Origin of the sequence: Vibrio harveyi, from assembly GCF_030060435.1 — a bacterium.
Classification (GTDB): Bacteria; Pseudomonadota; Gammaproteobacteria; order Enterobacterales; family Vibrionaceae; genus Vibrio; species Vibrio harveyi.
Genome location: NZ_CP125875.1, coordinates 549,483 through 567,620, shown reverse-complemented (window position 1 = coordinate 567,620; position 18,138 = coordinate 549,483). Strand labels below are relative to the sequence as shown.

Annotated in this window: 17 protein-coding genes; all 17 read right to left on the bottom strand. The window is 47.3% G+C overall.

Annotated elements, in window-relative coordinates; translation table 11 throughout:
* Positions 1 to 8 precede the first annotated feature (8 nt).
* The 17 genes from QMY49_RS02645 to QMY49_RS02565 all read right to left on the bottom strand — a co-directional run bounded on the left by QMY49_RS02645 (position 9) and on the right by QMY49_RS02565 (position 17,890).
* A complete protein-coding gene (locus QMY49_RS02645) occupies positions 9 to 1,124 on the bottom strand; it encodes a protein-glutamate methylesterase/protein-glutamine glutaminase (protein ID WP_005448394.1) in 1,116 nt (371 codons plus the stop codon).
* Between the two features lie 29 nt (positions 1,125 to 1,153).
* Complete coding sequence (locus tag QMY49_RS02640) at positions 1,154 to 3,394, bottom strand: chemotaxis protein CheA (RefSeq protein WP_283312691.1); 2,241 nt, start codon at positions 3,392 to 3,394, stop codon at positions 1,154 to 1,156.
* Positions 3,395 to 3,403: 9 nt separating this feature from the next.
* Positions 3,404 to 4,144 (bottom strand): protein phosphatase CheZ, encoded by a 741-nt coding sequence (locus QMY49_RS02635; RefSeq protein ID WP_005448392.1) that lies wholly within the window; start codon positions 4,142 to 4,144, stop codon positions 3,404 to 3,406.
* Positions 4,145 to 4,263: 119 nt separating this feature from the next.
* A complete protein-coding gene (cheY, locus tag QMY49_RS02630; protein WP_017635949.1) occupies positions 4,264 to 4,632 on the bottom strand; it encodes a chemotaxis response regulator CheY in 369 nt (122 codons plus the stop codon).
* 45 nt (positions 4,633 to 4,677) lie between these two features.
* Positions 4,678 to 5,412 carry an RNA polymerase sigma factor FliA gene (locus QMY49_RS02625; RefSeq protein ID WP_005448391.1) on the bottom strand — a complete coding sequence of 245 codons (735 nt, stop codon included), beginning with the start codon at positions 5,410 to 5,412 and terminating at the stop codon, positions 4,678 to 4,680.
* Positions 5,405 to 6,292, bottom strand: a complete 888-nt coding sequence (locus QMY49_RS02620) for a MinD/ParA family protein (protein WP_283312690.1) — start codon at positions 6,290 to 6,292, stop codon at positions 5,405 to 5,407. Before QMY49_RS02620 ends, QMY49_RS02625 begins: the two co-directional genes overlap by 8 nt.
* A 14-nt stretch (positions 6,293 to 6,306) precedes the next feature.
* The gene (gene flhF / locus QMY49_RS02615) at positions 6,307 to 7,818 is read right to left on the bottom strand and encodes a flagellar biosynthesis GTPase FlhF (RefSeq protein WP_050935329.1); all 1,512 of its coding nucleotides are present in this window, start codon (positions 7,816 to 7,818) and stop codon (positions 6,307 to 6,309) included.
* Positions 7,819 to 7,847: 29 nt separating this feature from the next.
* Positions 7,848 to 9,947 (bottom strand): flagellar biosynthesis protein FlhA, encoded by a 2,100-nt coding sequence (gene flhA, locus QMY49_RS02610; protein ID WP_005448388.1) that lies wholly within the window; start codon positions 9,945 to 9,947, stop codon positions 7,848 to 7,850.
* Between the two features lie 226 nt (positions 9,948 to 10,173).
* Positions 10,174 to 11,304 (bottom strand): flagellar biosynthesis protein FlhB, encoded by a 1,131-nt coding sequence (gene flhB / locus QMY49_RS02605; RefSeq protein WP_005448387.1) that lies wholly within the window; start codon positions 11,302 to 11,304, stop codon positions 10,174 to 10,176.
* Positions 11,305 to 11,313: 9 nt separating this feature from the next.
* On the bottom strand, positions 11,314 to 12,096 hold the full coding sequence (gene fliR, locus QMY49_RS02600; protein ID WP_283312687.1) for a flagellar biosynthetic protein FliR: 783 nt from the start codon (positions 12,094 to 12,096) through the stop codon (positions 11,314 to 11,316).
* A gap of 8 nt (positions 12,097 to 12,104) precedes the next feature.
* Positions 12,105 to 12,374, bottom strand: a complete 270-nt coding sequence (fliQ, locus tag QMY49_RS02595; protein ID WP_005433008.1) for a flagellar biosynthesis protein FliQ — start codon at positions 12,372 to 12,374, stop codon at positions 12,105 to 12,107.
* A gap of 27 nt (positions 12,375 to 12,401) precedes the next feature.
* The gene (gene fliP, locus QMY49_RS02590; RefSeq protein WP_017189311.1) at positions 12,402 to 13,271 is read right to left on the bottom strand and encodes a flagellar type III secretion system pore protein FliP; all 870 of its coding nucleotides are present in this window, start codon (positions 13,269 to 13,271) and stop codon (positions 12,402 to 12,404) included.
* Positions 13,258 to 13,671 (bottom strand): flagellar biosynthetic protein FliO, encoded by a 414-nt coding sequence (gene fliO / locus QMY49_RS02585; protein ID WP_005448379.1) that lies wholly within the window; start codon positions 13,669 to 13,671, stop codon positions 13,258 to 13,260. The genes fliP and fliO overlap by 14 nt, the downstream gene beginning before the upstream one ends.
* A 1-nt stretch (position 13,672) precedes the next feature.
* Positions 13,673 to 14,083 (bottom strand): flagellar motor switch protein FliN, encoded by a 411-nt coding sequence (gene fliN / locus QMY49_RS02580; protein WP_005448377.1) that lies wholly within the window; start codon positions 14,081 to 14,083, stop codon positions 13,673 to 13,675.
* 98 nt (positions 14,084 to 14,181) lie between these two features.
* On the bottom strand, positions 14,182 to 15,228 hold the full coding sequence (gene fliM, locus QMY49_RS02575; protein WP_005448375.1) for a flagellar motor switch protein FliM: 1,047 nt from the start codon (positions 15,226 to 15,228) through the stop codon (positions 14,182 to 14,184).
* Between the two features lie 7 nt (positions 15,229 to 15,235).
* Positions 15,236 to 15,736, bottom strand: coding sequence for a flagellar basal body-associated protein FliL (fliL, locus tag QMY49_RS02570; protein ID WP_009696009.1), 501 nt, complete (start codon positions 15,734 to 15,736; stop codon positions 15,236 to 15,238).
* 39 nt (positions 15,737 to 15,775) lie between these two features.
* A complete protein-coding gene (locus QMY49_RS02565; RefSeq protein ID WP_283312685.1) occupies positions 15,776 to 17,890 on the bottom strand; it encodes a flagellar hook-length control protein FliK in 2,115 nt (704 codons plus the stop codon).
* Between the last annotated feature and the right edge of the window lie 248 nt (positions 17,891 to 18,138).

Sequence of the window (18,138 nt, the reverse complement as noted above, 5' to 3'; positions counted from 1 at the left end):
GATCTTTCCTACGCTAAGCCCACTTCTACCAACATGCGTTCCGCAATGCGGTCGAGAGGTAAATCTTCTGTAGAGATGCCCGCTTTCGCAACCGCTTGTGGCATACCGTAAACCACACAACTGTCTTCATCTTGAGCCCAAATTGTTGAGCCTGCTGATTTCAACATGCGTGCGCCTTCACGACCGTCAGCCCCCATACCTGTCAGTACCATCGACAATACTTTGTCACCGTATACTTTTGCAGCAGAGCCAAACGTAACATCCACACAAGGTTTGTAGTTCATGCGGTCGCCGCCATCGATAATGCGCAGACGAGCAGCACCTGCACGACCGTCGATCATCATTTGTTTACCGCCTGGCGCCAAATAGGCAACACCAGCTTGCAATACGTCACCATCTTGAGCTTCTTTTACTTGGATCTTACAAAGCGTATTTAAACGACTTGCAAAAGCAGCAGTAAAAGTAGCTGGCATATGTTGGATCAACACGATTGGGTGCGGATAGTTTACGGGTAAACGAGTCAGAATTTTTTGCAGAGCAACAGGACCACCAGTGGAAGTACCGATAGCTGTTAACTGATATTTCTTACCTGAAGCGCGGTATTTTGCTGCCACAGGGCGACTTGCAGTTGCTGCGGCAGGCGCAGTATTGCGTGATGCTAATGGACGAGTTGTTGAGCTCGGTGCAGTCGCAGCAGGTTTCGCCATTGGGCGACGCATAAATGCGCGCTTAGAAGCAATTTGAATGACACGTTGTTGGAGTAGCGATACCGCTTCATCACGGTTACGAGCAATATCTTCAAATTTCTTCGGTAAGAAGTCCAATGCACCAGCGTCTAGTGCGTCAAGCGTAGCCTTCGCCCCATCATGAGTCAGGGACGAAAACATTAGGATTGGCGTAGGAGACGTAGCCATAATTTCACGCACGGCAGTAATACCGTCCATGACTGGCATTTCAATATCCATAGTGATGACGTCAGGTTTTAGAGTTTTGGCTTTCTCAACCGCTTCTCTGCCATTAACCGCAACGTCTATCACTTCTAGGCGCGATTCTGAGTTGATGATTTCGCTAACGCGACGACGGAAAAAACTCGAATCATCAACGACTAGTACTTTAATCGCCATCTTATTCCTTTTTTCAACTCCAGCTTCGCTTAAATGCGCGAAGCTGCAGCGTATTGCTTAAGTAGATCTGGCACATCAAGAATCAATGCGATGTGACCGTCACTGGTAATCGTTGCACCTGCCATACCTGGCGTGCCTTGCAATAGGTTATCCAGTGGTTTGATAACCACTTCTTCTTGACCAATCAATGTATCCACCACAAAGCCGACACGTTGGCTACCAATTTGAACGATAACAACATGACCATGACCAATGCGCTCTTCTACACGTGGCGACTTAGAAGCTAACCAGTTTTGTAGGTAGAACAGTGGGATAGACTTATCACGTACGATAATGGTTAGTTGACCATCAACAACGTTGGTACGGCTAAGATCTAAGTGGAAGATTTCATTAACCGATGCAAGAGGCAGTGCGAACGGATGACCGCCAACACCAACCATTAGTGTTGGTAGGATCGCAAGCGTCAGTGGTACTTTGATGGTGATCTTAGTGCCTTTACCCAATTCTGAATCGATATCGATAGAACCGTTCAAGGTGTTGATCGCCGTCTTAACCACGTCCATACCTACACCACGACCAGAGATATCAGAAATCTTCTCTTTGCTCGAGAAGCCTGGTGCAAAAATGAGGTTGAAACACTCTTTATCCGATAAGCGTGCTGCTGCGTCTTCATCCATCATGCCGCGTTTTACTGCGATACCACGGAGTTTATTTGGATCCATACCGCCGCCATCGTCAACGATAGCCAGTTCAATATGGTCACCTTCTTGCGATGCAGACAGAATCACTTTACCAGTACGAGATTTACCAGCTTTCGCGCGGTCGTCTGGCATTTCGATACCATGGTCAACCGAGTTACGCACCAAGTGGATCAATGGATCTGCAAGTGCTTCTACTAGGTTTTTATCAAGATCGGTTTCTTCACCGCGCATTTCAAGCACGATGTCTTTATTTAGGTTACGCGCCAAGTCACGAACAACGCGTGGGAAGCGACCAAACACTTTCTTGATTGGCTGCATACGCGTTTTCATTACCGCACCTTGAAGGTCTGCGGTAACAACATCTAGGTTTGCTACTGCTTTCGACATTTCTTCGTCGTTGCTATTTAAACCAAGACTTAGTAGACGGTTACGCACCAATACAAGCTCACCCACCATGTTCATGATGGTGTCTAGAGTTGAAGTATCAACACGCACTGTGGCTTCTGCTTGTGGTTTCTTAACCGCAGGCGCTGCTGATTTTGCTTCTTCTTTTACTGCAACCGGTTTTGCTTCTGGCTTAGGTGCCGGAGCTGGCGCTGGAGAAGGCGCAGCCGCTACTGGAGCAGGCTGAGGTGCTGGAGCTGCTTTTGGCGCTTCAGGCGTAATATTTTCTGATGCTGGTTTAGTCGCAAAATCTAACTCTTCGATAGATGGACCTTTACCCGAACCATGTAATTCGTCGAGAAGTTTTTCAAACTCTTCATCGGTCATCAGATCGCCGTCAGTTGATGCTGACGCAGCAGGAGCAGCCGGCTCTGGCGCTTTAGGCGTTTCTACTGGTACCACTTCTGATGCCGATGGGCTCTTACCTACGCCATGCAGCTCGTCAAGAAGACGTTCAAATTCATCATCAGTGATATCACCACTGTCTAATGAAGGTGCACTTACTGGCGTTGGAGCCGCTGGTGCTGCTGGCGCAGATGCACCCGGAGCAGAACCTTTACCGTGTAACTCATCCAGCAGTTTCTCAAACTCGTCTTGAGTGATTTCATCAACAGAACCCACGCTAGAAGGTGCTGCTTCTACTGGCGCTGCTGGTTGTTCGATAACTGGCTCTGGAATAACTGGTTCTGGCTCAGCAACTGGCACTTCAACCGCCGCAACGACTTCGTCTTCAGACTCAGGTTTGCATAAACGATGAAGTTCTTCCAACAGTGCAGGATCGGCTGCATCCAGTGGTTCACGGTCTTGAACCGCTTGGAACTGATGGTTAACCGTATCAAGCGCTTTTAGCATGGTGTCCATCAAACTTGGCGTGACTGAACGCTGACCGTTTCGCAATACGTCGAACACGTTCTCAGCACCGTGACAAGTGTCAACCAGCTCTGCCAATGATAGGAAGCCTGCACCACCTTTTACAGTGTGAAAGCCGCGGAAAATCGCGTTTAGGAGATCTTTGTCTTCTGGATTATTTTCCAGTTCAACCAACTGCTCAGACAGCAGCTCAAGAATTTCCCCAGCCTCAATTAGAAAGTCCTGAAGAATATCTTCGTCTAAATCGTAGCTCATACGTTACCTTTAAAATCCAAGACTGGACAACAAGTCGTCGACTTCGTCCTGCGATGAAACCGCATCTTCCCTGAGTTCAGGGTGAAGAATCGGGCCTTCTGCTTCGCTTGATTGTTTAATCTTTTTATCTGACGGTTCTGGCAAAACTTGAGTCTGTTCTTCTGGTTTATTTCCAGAAAACACGGTCAAGATCTCAACCAGGCGATCTTCCACTTCATTGACAAGCGTGATCACGCGGCGAATGATTTGACCCGTTAAGTCTTGGAAGTCTTGTGCCATAAGAATTTCGGTCAGCTGACCGCGCAATTCAGTGCTATCACCTTCTACTTGAACTAACAGCCCATCGATACGGTGGCAAAGTGCTTTGAAATCGCTTAATTCGATGCGTCCGTGCATGAGTTCGTTCCACTGAGGGCGAACTTGTTGAAGGCACTCATGCAGGTTGTCGGCGATAGGTAAGCAGCAATCAACCGCATCCATCGTTTTATTCGCTGCCAACTCAGTTTTATCAATCACGTATTGCAGACGGTCCCTTGCGTCCGGGATTTCCGCTTTCGCAATTTCTGTCATGCGTTGATCGATGTTGAAGTGCTTAAGTGAATCATGAAGGTCGCGGGTTAATGTTCCGATTTCTTTTAGCATCGGATTCCCATCGCTTTCATATATCGAGGCAACAAGCTCATTGGCTTGGTCCTGTTCCCCGTTTTCTAGCATCTGAACGAGCGACTTCGCCTGCTCTAGTGAGATCATCCTGAATAGACCCTTTTTTACGTTTAGTTCTTTCTTATCGCTTTTTAAACGTCAAGCGAGCCACCCTTTAGTAGTAGGTATTAGAAGTGATGACTCGATTAACAAAGAGAAAGAGAGAGTTATAAACGTTCGAAAATTTTATCTAATTTTTCTTTAAGCGTTGCAGCTGTAAATGGCTTAACGATGTAGCCGTTAACGCCTGCTTGCGCTGCTTCGATGATCTGCTCACGCTTTGCTTCCGCTGTGATCATTAGCACAGGCAAGTGCTTCAGTTCAGCGTCAGCACGGATGTGTTTCAGCAAGTCGATGCCTTGCATACCTGGCATGTTCCAGTCGGTTACAACAAAGTCGAAGTCACCTTTTTTCAGCATAGGTAATGCAGTTAAACCATCGTCCGCTTCTTGAGTGTTATTGAAACCCAAGTCACGAAGCAGGTTTTTAACAATACGGCGCATTGTTGAGAAATCATCAACAATAAGGATCTTCATGTTTTTATTCAAAATTGCCTCCACTGAATCGTAAAATCAGTGTGTTTAGTCATTTTGTGTCCACGCACTGAGCTTGGTGCGTAAACGTTGCATCGCTTGACTCAGTATTTGGCTTACGCGAGATTCGCTCACACCCAACACATCGCCAATCTCTTTCAAATTGAGTTCTTCGTCATAATAAAGCGAAAGTACTAAAGCTTCACGCTCTGGAAGCTGTTTTATTGATTCAACCAGTGCTTTTCTGAACGATTCATCAGCTACACCCTTAAACGGGTTGCTGTCATCGGTCTCATCAGCCGGTGAAATCACATCATCAGAGACGCCTAAATCTTCAATTCCCACTAATTTTGAACAGTTTATATCGGTAAGAGCACTATGATATTGGTCTAGTGTCATACCAAGATGCGCTGCTACTTCAGCATCAGATGGGTCGCGATTTAGTACACCTTCCAGCTCTGCGATCGCTTGGTTAATTTCGCGATTGTTCTTATGAACAGAACGAGGTACCCAGTCGCCTTTGCGAATGTCATCTAACATTGCACCGCGAATACGGATACCCGCATACGTTTCAAAGCTCGCACCTTTAGAACCATCATAATTCTGCTGAGCTTCGATAAGACCGATCATGCCGGCCTGAATTAAATCCTCTACCTGAACACTCGGCGGTAAACGGCCTAACAGGTGGTGAGCAATACGCTTAACCAACACCGAGTAACGTTCAATGAACGCCTGCTGGCTATTAAATTTGCCATGTTGGTTATAGGTAATCGCTTTATTCACCAAAAGGGTCCTCTGCGAATTCAGTACGATTTAGCAACCTTTCCACAAAAAACTCTAGGTGTCCACTTGGTGTTTTAGGTAGTGGCCACGTTAGTGCTTTGTTCGCTAATGAGCTGATCGCTAAAGCCGCAGGAGAACGTGGGAATGCGTCCACAACGATCTTCTGTCTTTTCACGGCTTGACGTACTTTGTCATCCAATGGAATACATGCTACGAGTTCAAGGCTGACATTCAAGAAGCGCTCTGTGACTAGAGTCAACTTTGCGAATAATTCTCTGCCTTCACGGTAGCTTCTGACCATATTTGCAACAACTTTGAAGCGCTGAACCTGGTGTTCTTTACTCAACAGCTTGATTAATGCATATGCATCAGTGATTGAAGTTGGCTCATCGCAAACCACAACCACAACATCTTGAGCTGCTCGTGAAAAGCTAATCACCATGTCAGAAATGCCCGCAGCTGTATCAATCAACAGTACGTCCATTTCCTCTTCAAGACTACCAAATGCACGGATGAGTCCAGCATGTTGAGCGTGAGACAGCTCAGTCATGCTTTGTGTGCCAGAAGTTGCAGGGACTATCTTTATACCATAAGGGCCTTCAACAATCGCATCTTTTAGCTCACATTCACCCGCAAGGACATGCCCTAGGTTACGTTTTGAACGAATTCCGAGCATAACGTCCACATTAGCTAGACCTAAATCTGCGTCGAGAACCATCACTTTTTTGCCTTGGCGTGCCATGCAGATCGCCAGACCCAGTGTTACGTTTGATTTACCCACACCACCTTTGCCGCCAGTAACAGCGATTACTTTAGTCAATGATGGTTGTGTTAAGCGACGGAGGCCGCTTGCTTGATCGTGTATCATATTGTCAGTCATAGTAGTCCGCCGCCCTAGAGTCCTTCGTTATCACTATTCCAAAAGTGAGGTTCGTTCTCTGTCGACTTCTCTAACAGTTCATTTGCTTTCGCAATCATGTATTTTGGTTGTGCTATCACAATGTCTTCTGGTACGCGCTGACCGTTGGCAATGTATGCCACTGGCATCGCGTTCTGAATCACCACGCTGATGAATTCGCCTAGACTTAACGACTCGTCAAGCTTAGTCAAAATACAACCCGACAGCGGAATGCGTCGGAAGTGATCCAGAGTTTCCTGCAGAACTCGACGTTGTGCAGTAGCTGGCAAAACAAGGTAGCTGTGAATCACTTCTCCGCTTTCTTGCATTAAGGTATCGAGCTGCTCAGAGAGTCTTACGTCTCGTTGCCCCATCCCTGCCGTATCGACCAAAATCAGTCTTCTGTTTCGTAGCTGATATATAACATCGGCTAACTCGTTAGAATCTTTAGCAACTCTTACAGGACAACCCATAATTCTTCCGTAAATTGAGAGCTGCTCATGTGCACCTATACGATATGTGTCCGTTGTCACAAGGGCAACATTATCGGCACCAAACTCCATTGCCGCACGTGCCGCTAACTTAGCCACCGTAGTCGTTTTACCCACTCCTGTTGGACCAAGTAATGCGACGACACCGCCACGCTTCAAAATGTCTTGTTTCGGAATGTTGATCTGATCCGCCACAAGAGACAGCAGTGCTTTCCACGCTCGCGCTGGTTTCGTATCTTCTGGAATGTAGCAAGCCATTTGGTCGGCAAGTTCAGGTGAAACACCCATACGCTCCAAACGCTTAATCAGCATTGCTCTTAATGGCTCGCGACGTTCGACCTCTTGCCACATCAAACCCGACACTTGATGTTCCAACAAACGACGAATCGACGTCATCTCTTCACGCATGTTCTCTAGCTCATCGGCAGAGTCATCGCGTTCATCCGATGGACGGCGACGGTCATAGCGCGTTGGATCCAACTTAGGAGTTGGGCGGTCAAATCGGTTGTCTTGCGCAATCAGTTTCGCCAGTGGCGAGTCTGGTTGGTAAGGCGCAGGTTTCTCTTGGTTATAGCTTTCACGGTGCTTATTTTGGCGCTGCAGCAATGCGGACAAAGAATCTTCATTCTCTGCGACATGGTCATCTGACTCGGCTGCACCGCTGCTGTATTGCTTGAGCATGTTCGCGAAACGTTGCGTCATTGAGCCTGATTTATCTTTGTTCGCGTTTAGGCTAATTCTGTCATCATCTAAACGGCGATCTTGGAAACGCTCTGAAGCAGATGACGGGATTTGACGTTGTTCGCTATAACGATTTGATTGAGCTGCGCCACGGTTAGGAAGCGATTGCGCTTGTGAGGTTGGTGCTGCGTTAGACTCACCGTCAATCGCTGCAACGATCTCTACACCGCCCGCCACTTTCTTGTTCGACATGATCACCGCTTCTGCGCCAAGTTCTTCTTTCACTTGGAGCAACGCAGTTCGCATGTCTTTGGCAAAAAATCGTTTAATTTTCAAACTATGAATCCATTAATGATGCGAAGGGCTTAGTTGCCCACCGCTTGCACAATTCTGATCTGTTTCTCGTCCGGTATTTCTTGGTAAGACAGTACGCGGAGGTTAGGTATTGTGTTCTTAACGAACTTAGCCAGTGTTGAACGCAATACACCAGATGTCAGCAGAACCGCAGGTTCCCCTTTCAGTTCTTGCTCTTGTGTCGCTTGGCTCAGAGAGGACTGAAGTCGCTCTGCCAATCCCGGTTCGATACCGGCAGATTCGCCACCTGATGCCTGCATTGTTTGATGCAATATTTGTTCCAGTTCAGGTATAAGTGTTATCACTGGTAACTCTGGCTCTATACCATTGATTTCCTGAACAATTAGACGTTTCAAACTGATACGAACGGCAGCAGTCAAAATGTCAGGTTCTTGACTCTTGCTTGAGTACTCCGCCAAGGTTTGCACAATGGTTCGAATATCACGAATCGGAATGGCTTCGTTAAGTAAGTTTTGCAGTACTTTCACTACCACACCAAGCTGAAGTTGGTCTGGGACAAAATTCTCAACCAACTTAGGTGCACTGCGCCCTAGCATTTCCAATAGGTTCTGTACTTCTTCGTGACCAATCAATTGCGACGCGTTATTGGTAAGCAATTGGCTTAAATGCGTCGCTAACACGGTTGAAGAGTCAACCACCGTGTAACCTAACGCTTGAGCATGTTCACGCTGCTCTTCACGAATCCAAACCGCTTCCAGACCAAATGCCGGGTCCATGGTTGGCTCACCTTCAATCATACCGTAAACCTGTCCAGGGTTAATCGCCAGCTCTTGGTCTGGGCGAATTTCTGCCTCACCAACGGCAACTCCCATTAGGGTTATACGATAGCTATTAGGTGTCAGCTCAAGGTTGTCACGAATATGAACCGCAGGGATCAAGAAACCAAAATCTTGCGAAAGCTTCTTACGTACCCCTTTTACACGTTCTAGCAACTCTCCGCCTTGGTCACGGTCAACCAAAGGAATCAAACGGTACCCGACTTCTAGACCGATGATGTCGACGGGTTGCACATCATCCCAAGACAGTTCACGTTGAGAGATCGGCTCACTGCCATCTTCAGCTTTCGCTGGTAATGCTGGCTCTTTGGCTTTTTGTTTCTGTTTTTTGTCCAGCCAATAGGCACCACCACCCGCGATTGCCGCCAGTGACAAGAACGAGAAGTGCGGCATGCCCGGAACGATACCCATCACGCCAAGGATAGCAGCAGTAATCATCAATGCTTTTGGGTTGTCGAACATCTGAAAAATCAGCTGCTCACCCATATCTTCATCGGTATTTTGACGCGTTACCATCATCGCCGCTGCGATAGAAAGTAATAGCGATGGAATTTGCGCCACCAAGCCGTCACCAATGGTCAGCAAGGTATAGATTTGCATCGCTTCAGAGAAGCCCAAACCGTATTGCGCCATACCAATCGACAGACCGCCAATAATGTTGATAAATAGGATTAAGATACCTGCAATCGCATCACCTTTTACGAATTTTGACGCACCATCCATTGAACCGTAAAAGTCGGCTTCTTTGGTAACTTCAAAACGGCGTAAACGCGCTTGGTCTTGGTCAATCAAACCGGCGTTCAAGTCGGCATCGATCGCCATCTGCTTACCCGGTAAGGCATCCAAGGTAAAGCGAGCACTTACCTCAGAAATACGACCCGCACCTTTGGTAACAACCATAAAGTTAATGATCATCAAGATGAGGAAGACCACAAGACCGACGGCGTAGTTACCACCGATAACTACGTTACCAAACGCTTCGATAACGTTACCCGCAGCGTTACCCCCTTCATGACCATAAAGCAGTACCACACGAGTAGATGCAACGTTCAACGCCAGACGTAATAAGGTTGCAATAAGCAGCACCGTTGGGAAAGCCGCAAAGTCGAGTGGACGACGTGTGTAAACGGTCACTAACAACACCACCATGGCTAAGGCGATGTTAAAAGTGAAGAACAAATCCAACAGAAACGCTGGTATGGGTAGTACCACCATTGCAAGGGTGGCCAATACCATAACAGGCGCACCAATGGCAGGCATGGAGCGCTGTGGGATTCGTGGTAATTTATCTGCAAAAGGCAGGCTTAACTTCATACTGCGAGGTGTCTCAATCGGTCTGGAGCATCACGTTAGTACAAACATACTATTAGTATTACGCGACAGCTTTCGCCTAAAAGTTTAGGTATTGTTGTTGATTAGGGCGATATAAGCAATGTGTGTACCATGATTAACGCCAAAATAATGACTAGTTGCTCAAAGAAATTACAATCCTTTGATCTAATGTGAATTTTTGTCTAATCCATCAATGCAATTATTTTCATTAGTGGCGATGTTCAGGAGGGATAGGCAGGTCATAATCTTGAATCTTAGGTCGTTGACCGCCACGTTTGCGATACTGCTTAAGTTGGAACACAAACGCGAGCACTTGTGCTACGGCAGTAAACAGTCCATCTGGGATTTCTTGTTCCAACTCTGTGGTGTGGTAAAGCGCACGCGCCAAAGGTGGAGCAGGAACAATAGTAATGTCATGTTCGCGCGCCACTTCTCGAATCTTCATCGCCATATGGTCGGTACCTTTGGCGATCACTACAGGCGCACGGTCGGTTTTCTGTTTATAACGCAGTGCGACGGAAAAGTGCTCCGGGTTGGTAATGATAACGTCCGCCTGAGGGACATCAGCCATCATTCGACGCTGAGCCGCTTCTCGTTGCAGCATACGAATACGACCTTTGACCTCCGGTTTACCTTCGGTCTCTTTGTATTCGTCTTTGACTTCTTGCTTGGTCATTTTTAGTTGATCGGCGTGCTGCCAAATCTGAAATGGAATATCGATCGCAACAACGATAAGCAACGAGCAACTGATCAGTAAAATAAAGTTAAGCAAGATATCCAGCGCATGGAATATGTTCTGCGGATACACGTCCATACTAAGTTGAATCAAATCCGCTTGTGAGGCTTGGATGAGGTATATCGCCATTCCCGTCACAAGTGCGACTTTTAAGATGGACTTGATAAGCTCTACCCAACTCTGCATGCCCACCATGCGCTTTAAGCCGCTAAGCGGGTTCATTTTGGAGAGTTTTGGCATCGCCGCTTCAGCAGAAAAGCTAATGCCCCCCACACCAGCCGCGCCAATCATTGCAGCAATAAACAAGGTAATGAGGATAAGAAAAAGCGGAAACAGCAGATCGCCCATCGCACCAAATGCAATGTCGAACAACTTAGCCGTATCAAAAATCTCATCGCGTTTGAGATCAAATAAGCGGCTCATAATCGAAAACAACGAACGTGCCAAAGACTCGCCAAACCACATTAAGGCGATAGCACCAACAATCAATACCGATGCTGATGCGAGCTCTTTAGACCGAGCAACCTGCCCCTTTTCTCTGGCTTGTTGTAACCGTCGGGGCGTGGCTTCTTCGGTGCGTTCTTGACCGTCTGACTCTGCCAATCCAGCCTCCTAGCAATCTAAGCGAATGAGGTTACAAATCTGCTCCTCACCCACTGCCCAGAACAATTCATAATGACTGTACAAACCCGCCAAAATGTACCAACAAAGCAATAAGCCGACCATCAAGGCAAACGCAAAACCAAGCGAGAAGATATTCAACTGAGGCGCGGCACGGGTCATTACACCAAATGATAAGTTAATCGTAAGCAGCGCGATAATGCCGGACAACGACATACTCAAAGCGGTCTTAAACATGATGCCAAGCCAACCCGCCATTTCGCGAAAATCCACCGCATTAAGCGAGCCAGAACCTATCGGCAAGGTTTTAAAGCTCAACACCACCAGTTGCAGCATTTTCAAATGCCCATCGGTAGCAAGGAAGAACATGGTCGCTAAAAACATGAACAACTGACCAAGCAAAGGGGTGTTTTGGCCGTTCGCTGGGTCGACCATGGACGCAAAACCCAAGCTCGATTGCATACCCAAGATCTGACCAAGTAGAACAAAGGTTTGAATCATAAACTGGGTCACCATGCCCATCGCAACACCAATTATGATTTGTTCCGCAATGGTCATGAAACCACGAAAAGAGAGCAGCTCAATATCCTGCGGCACAGCTGGAATCGCCGGAGCAACGGCAAAAGTGATCGCTAAACCTAGGTAGAGTCGAATTCGAGGCGAGACAAAACGTGCCCCTGTCACCGTCATCACCATCAACATGGCAGAGATACGTGTGTAGGGCCAGAAGTAATTCGCGATCCAGTCGAGGACTATATCGGTAGGATACTCCATATGCGCCTCTAGTAGAGCACCTGTGGAAGACGTTCAATCAGACCGAAGAAATATTCCATCAACATCTGTGTCATCCAGTGACCAAATAACATCAACGCCAATAAAGTCACAATCAAACGAGGTAAGAAACTCAACGTTTGTTCGTTGATAGAGGTTGCCGCTTGGAAAATCGCGACAACAAGACCGATAAGCAAGCTTGGGATAATAATGGCACAGACCATGATCAGCACCATCCAAAGTGCATCACGGAAAAGCTCGACAAACATTTCAGGAGTCATGTCTTACCCTCTTCTCTCTGTGCCAATCTAAAGGGCAAAACTGCCGGCGAGTGTCGACAATATCAGGTTCCACCCATCCACCAGCACAAACAGCATCAGCTTAAATGGTAGCGATACGATCATTGGTGATAGCATCATCATACCCATTGCCATCAGCACCGACGCAACAACTAGGTCGATGATCAAGAATGGTAAGAACAGCATGAAACCAATTTGGAAAGCGGTCTTAAGCTCAGAAGTAATGAAAGCAGGAATCAACACCGCCATCGACACATCTTCTGGGTTTGTCACCTCTTCGCCAGACATATTGACGAAAGTTTCCAAATCTTTGATTCGAGTCTGCTTGAGCATGAACGCTTTCATCGGCACTTGAGCCGCATCAAAGGCTTCACGCGCTGTCACTTGTTCATTCAAATAAGGCTGAACTGCTTTATCGTTGATCTCATTTAACACCGGTGACATGACAAAAAAGGTAAGAAAGAGCGCAATACCGATGATGACTTGGTTGGAAGGCGTCTGTTGTAAACCCATGGCTTGCCGTAAGATCGACATCACGACCACAATGCGAGTGAACGAGGTCATCAAGATCACCATCGCTGGCAAGAAGCCAAGCATCGTCATCAACGCAAGGATTTGTAAGGTAACCGAGTAATCTTCGCTGCCATCGGCGTTGGTGGTCATAGTGAAAGCAGGAATACCGCCCCCATTGGTCACCGACATAGTGCGACTTGAGCCTGATTCACTTTCCATCGCTTTCACGGTCACGCTGTCACCTTGAGCGAGGTTAGCTGGCAACGGCGACTCTTCAGCCTGAGCAAACGAAAGTGAAGAAAACAGCATTCCGACCATCAGCACAAACACGCTGAACATCAGGCGGATTGAATTATCCTTTATCATGTTTTTTTATTAGCTGGCTGAACTGGCTAGCAAAAGCGCCGGTGGCCAACTCTTCCTCTTTCAGTGGCGTTTCAAGTTTGGCAAGCGTTTGAATGGATTGGCTAGTAATACCAACCAAGAACTGCTCTTCCCCTACTTGAACAACCGCAATTCGTTCTTTAGTACCAACCGGTAACTGGCTAATAATACGCAGCCCTTTTTGTTGACCCAATGCTGGTACTTGCATGCGTTTTAGCATCCAAGCGAGCAGAAGAATCACACCAATAACCAGCACCAAAGAGCCCAGTGTCGTCGCCAAATCTAAGTTGCTTGGCGCGGCAGCAAATGCATAAGGAGCACTTAGCATTAAGCCAAGTGCTCCCGTGATTTGCTTCAATCGAGTTTTGATTGAGCTGCTCATATTAGCGCAGCTTTTTAATGCGTTCAGTTTGGCTGATCACGTCAGTAAGACGAATACCAAACTTATCGTTGACGACCACGACTTCACCGTGAGCAATCAAAGTACCGTTAACCAATACATCGAGCGACTCACCAGCCAATCGGTCCAACTCCACAACCGAACCTTGGTTCAATTGCAATAGGTTACGGATGCTGATCTGCGAACGACCGACTTCCATCGAAATAGTCACGGGGATATCCATGATGGTGTCGAGTTTACGACGCTCATCATCAGAGATTGGGCTAGAGGTGTCTTTCAACTCTTCCAGTGGCGCTGCCAATACTTCATCAACATCAATTGAAGGCGCAGACGGGTCCTCGCCAAGAGCGGCTGCCCATTCGTCTGCTAGCTTTTGATCGTCACTCGGTTCCATTTTTCTGTCCTGTGTTAAACCTTACTTGCGCACTGTGAGCTTGCTTTGTCCCTGTTGTGAGTACTAGCAGCTGTTGCGACTTAGGGAGTAAGGATTTCTTAATCGTCTGTATCGTCGTCATTCTCAAGCTCAGACATAATGTCTTTACCTAAGAAGGCTAAATCGGTTTTCACTACGTGTGGGCGTTCAATTTCTTCAGAAACTTGCACCGCAAGCTTGTCGTCAGAGCGTCCCATCTTCACGCGGTAAGTCGGTAAATCTTCGATGAACATGGTCGCATGTTCTGGCATTTCAATCGGGATCACATCGCCCGGTTGCAACTCCATCAAATCACGTAGGGAGATGTCTTTCTCAAGCAGATTGACGCGGAAGTTAACCGGACAATCCATGATCTCTTCACGCAGTGCAGAGCTCCAACGAACGTCGGTTTCCATCTTGTCAGATTGAACACCAGCATCGAGCAATTCTCGAATAGGCTCAACCATTGAGTACGGCATCACCACATGGAAGTCACCACCGCCGCCATCCACTTCAATATGGAATGAGCTTACGACAATCACTTCAGTCGGGCTGACAATGTTCGCCATGCTTGGGTTTACTTCTGAATCAAGGTATTCAAATTCCACCCCCATGACCGGCGACCATGCTTCTTTGTAGTCTTCGAAAACAATCTTCAATAGAAGCTGGATGATGCGACGTTCAGTTGGGGTAAATTCACGACCTTCAATTTTGGCGTGGAAGCGACCATCACCGCCAAAGAAGTTTTCTACCAAGATGAAGACTAAACGCGCTTCCATGGTGATCAATGCCGTACCTTTTAGTGGACGGAAACGCACCATGTTCAAACTGGTTGGAACGTACAGAGTATTTTGGTATTCACCAAACTTCATCATCTGTACGCCGTTAATCGAGACCTCAGCGGTTTTACGTAACATGTTAAACAGGCTGATACGCATGTGTCGTGCAAAACGCTCGTTGATAAGTTCGAGCGTCGGCATTCGACCACGTACAATCCTGTCTTGAGACGAGAAATCGAAATTGACGGCACCTTCGGTGTCGTTATCTATGGGTTCATCAACGTCATCGACATCGTCAACCCCATGCAGAAGCGCATCAATCTCGTCTTGGCTTAATAGATCGGTCACGTTTTACCTATTGAATCACAAAATCTGTAAACAGTACTTTTTCAATCACTGGCTTACCAACAGCAGCATTGAGTGCAGCTTTGATATCGTCAGAAGCGCGGTCACGCAGCTCAACACGTCCCGTAGGGGAACGAAGCTGCTCAACGGTTGCCGATGCAAAAGTTGACAACAATGAACTCTCAATCAACGGAGAGTGGTAACGAGCTAATTGCTCATTTTCACTGCCACGCACCATCAATTGCGCTTTGATTTGTACCAGTCTGTCACGACGGTCGCCCGTCACATTAAAAATAAAGGGTTGTGCGATATTCACATAAGCGATCGGCTCAGCCGCTGTTTGCGCTTGTGCTTGCTCGGTCTGCTCCGCTTGCGCTGGCTCATCAGAGCCCATTAAGAAGAAAGCGGCGGCACCACCACCAACCAGCAAAACCACCACTGCGATAATGATGATCAGTAATTTACTTTTTCCTTTTGGCGCATCCGCACCTTGTAACTGTTCTTCTGCCATTACTGTCTCTTATTGTTCTGCTTTTTCTAGACCGCTATTTTATGCGTAAAAACTAATTCCATCACGCTTTGAAACGACATTCAAATCAAGATTCGTGTCGGCATCAAAGTTTTCATCTGACTGACCAGAAAATCCACGACCTTGCCCGCCTTGACCATTCTGTTCAGCATTTGCGTAACCACTTTGCTGCTGTCCACTGCTCTGCTGCTGTACAGAAGAATCCGCCAACTGCATACCTTGTTGTGCCAACATCTCTCGAAGGCGTGGCATTGTCTGTTCGATCAAATCACGTGCCTGTGGATTCGCCACTGTAAAATGCACGTTAGCGAGATCGTTGTTCATTGTCATGCGAATTTGCATGCGCCCTAACTCAGGTGGGTCAAGACGAATATCGAGGTTTTTCAAGTTCTTCGACATCATCATTTGTACTTTTTCTGCCACCTGGTCATTAGCGAGCTCTTTGGTAAGCTGCAAAGGCAGTTGGGCTTGTTGAGCTGCATCCACTCGCGCTTGTTGCTGAGCCGTCACACCTTGTTGACCTGCTGCTGCTTGAAGTTGCCCCGCCAGTCCATGTTGTGGTTCTGGCTTATCTTGTTTACTGCTTGCTCCTTTTAGCGCACCGGCAGCAAGGCTCGCGTTCATAACTTTCTTACTTAACTCTGCGCTTGATGTTGCGTGCGCGGTCGGATTCATGCTTGCAGCAACCAAAGCTTCTGGCATAGCTGACATAGCAGCTTTATCAACATTGGTCGCCACGGCTGGCTGCGCAGTGGCTTGTGCGGCTGCGTGTTTAGCGTCCTGAGCAACAATATGATGTGCTTGCTGAGCCGCCACTGCTGATGCTGCAACACGAGTCGGAGTGTGGGCCACCTGATGCTCCACCATCGCAGCTTTAACATCACTTGGCAAGGCGACAAACTGAGCAAGATCTTGTTCTGGAATATCCGCAACCAACTCACCCGTTTTTAACCCTTCAATCACATCAATTTCTTGTTTTGAAAGTGGTTTACCTTGTGCCAGTTTGGTATCGATGATGTGTAACTCATCAAGCGTAATTCGTTTAACAGGTACCGCTTCTGCGTCACCAGATAAGCCTTGTTGTAGTGCAGCCGAAGCGGTTAGTGATTCAGCACCAGCAAATACTTCAGCGCCTTGCATTGTTTGAGGTTGCACGCCTTGCGCAACGACTTGACCATTCACTGCGGCTTGCGTAGTTGCATTCACCGTTGCTTCCGTATGGGCAGCTTGCGCACCAGGTGAATTCCAATCAATTTGCGCAGGAGCTTGAGCACTTGTTTGCTGTTGCACTAGGTTTGAGGCTTGTTGCTCAGTCATGTCTTTAGAAGCAACGACGACAGGCTTACCATTAGCATCGAATACGACCTTCTCATTACCAGTCGAAGAAACTGCTTCCCCTTGCTGGACAGACCCAGCAGCAAGAATCGCCTGCTGCTCAGGAGTGAGTGGTACACTTTGCGCCTTATCGTTCCCTGTTTGTGTAACATTAAGTTCTGGTGGCAAGGCTTTGCCGCTATCAACTGAAGACTCAGTAGGTTTAAGAGTCTGGTTGGCCTGTTCTATACGACCAAGAAGTTGCTCACCTTCTCCCATCGCGTTTTTTACATGAGCACTTTGAGCTTGTTCTGTATCAGCAACTTTTACGTTTTGAGTTTGGCTTGTCGTTGATGATGTAGCCGGAGCCGATACAGACTCAGACCCGTCTTCACTTTTCACAACATGCCCGTCTACCGACGAATTTACCGCAGCCACTGTTGCTGCCGAGCCTGGTTTTTCTGAATTGGCAGCTTGCTCATTATCTGCCCCCTCTGACGACTTCGTTGACTGATTATGTGTCAGCAGCGCATCGGTGGACTCTGACGATGTTGTTTTTTCACCGTCTGCCACGACTTTTTCTTGGCTCTCACCTTCTGAGCTTACCGATGCTACCTTTGCAGCGTCATCTGTGGTTTCTGCCGAAGCTTCTGACACATCAGGTTTTGCGACGGCTTTTTCTGATTTTTGTGAATCGGTAAACACCCCTGCTAAGGTTTCAAAAAAACCTTTGCTTTCAGGGTCTTCTGCAGCAACTTTATTCGAAGAATCGGAAACCGAGACCTTACTGGTTGCAGAAACATTGGATAAATTCACATTCATATAGAAACTCTCGTTATCGGCAGCGTTGAGCATGGCGCTGTCGGATTGCTCATTAGCGGCAAACTTGGGTCATGAGACCCGATACTATCGGTTAAATTGCAAAAATCACGCCAACCTATAGTGTGGAATTTCTGACGGAGCAAAGAAGGGATACGGATGGAACAAAGATCAAACTTGCCGTAAATCTAGTCACTTTATTAATTTGACTGCAGAGTCGTTGAGGAGTAAATAAAAAACCTCGCTCAACC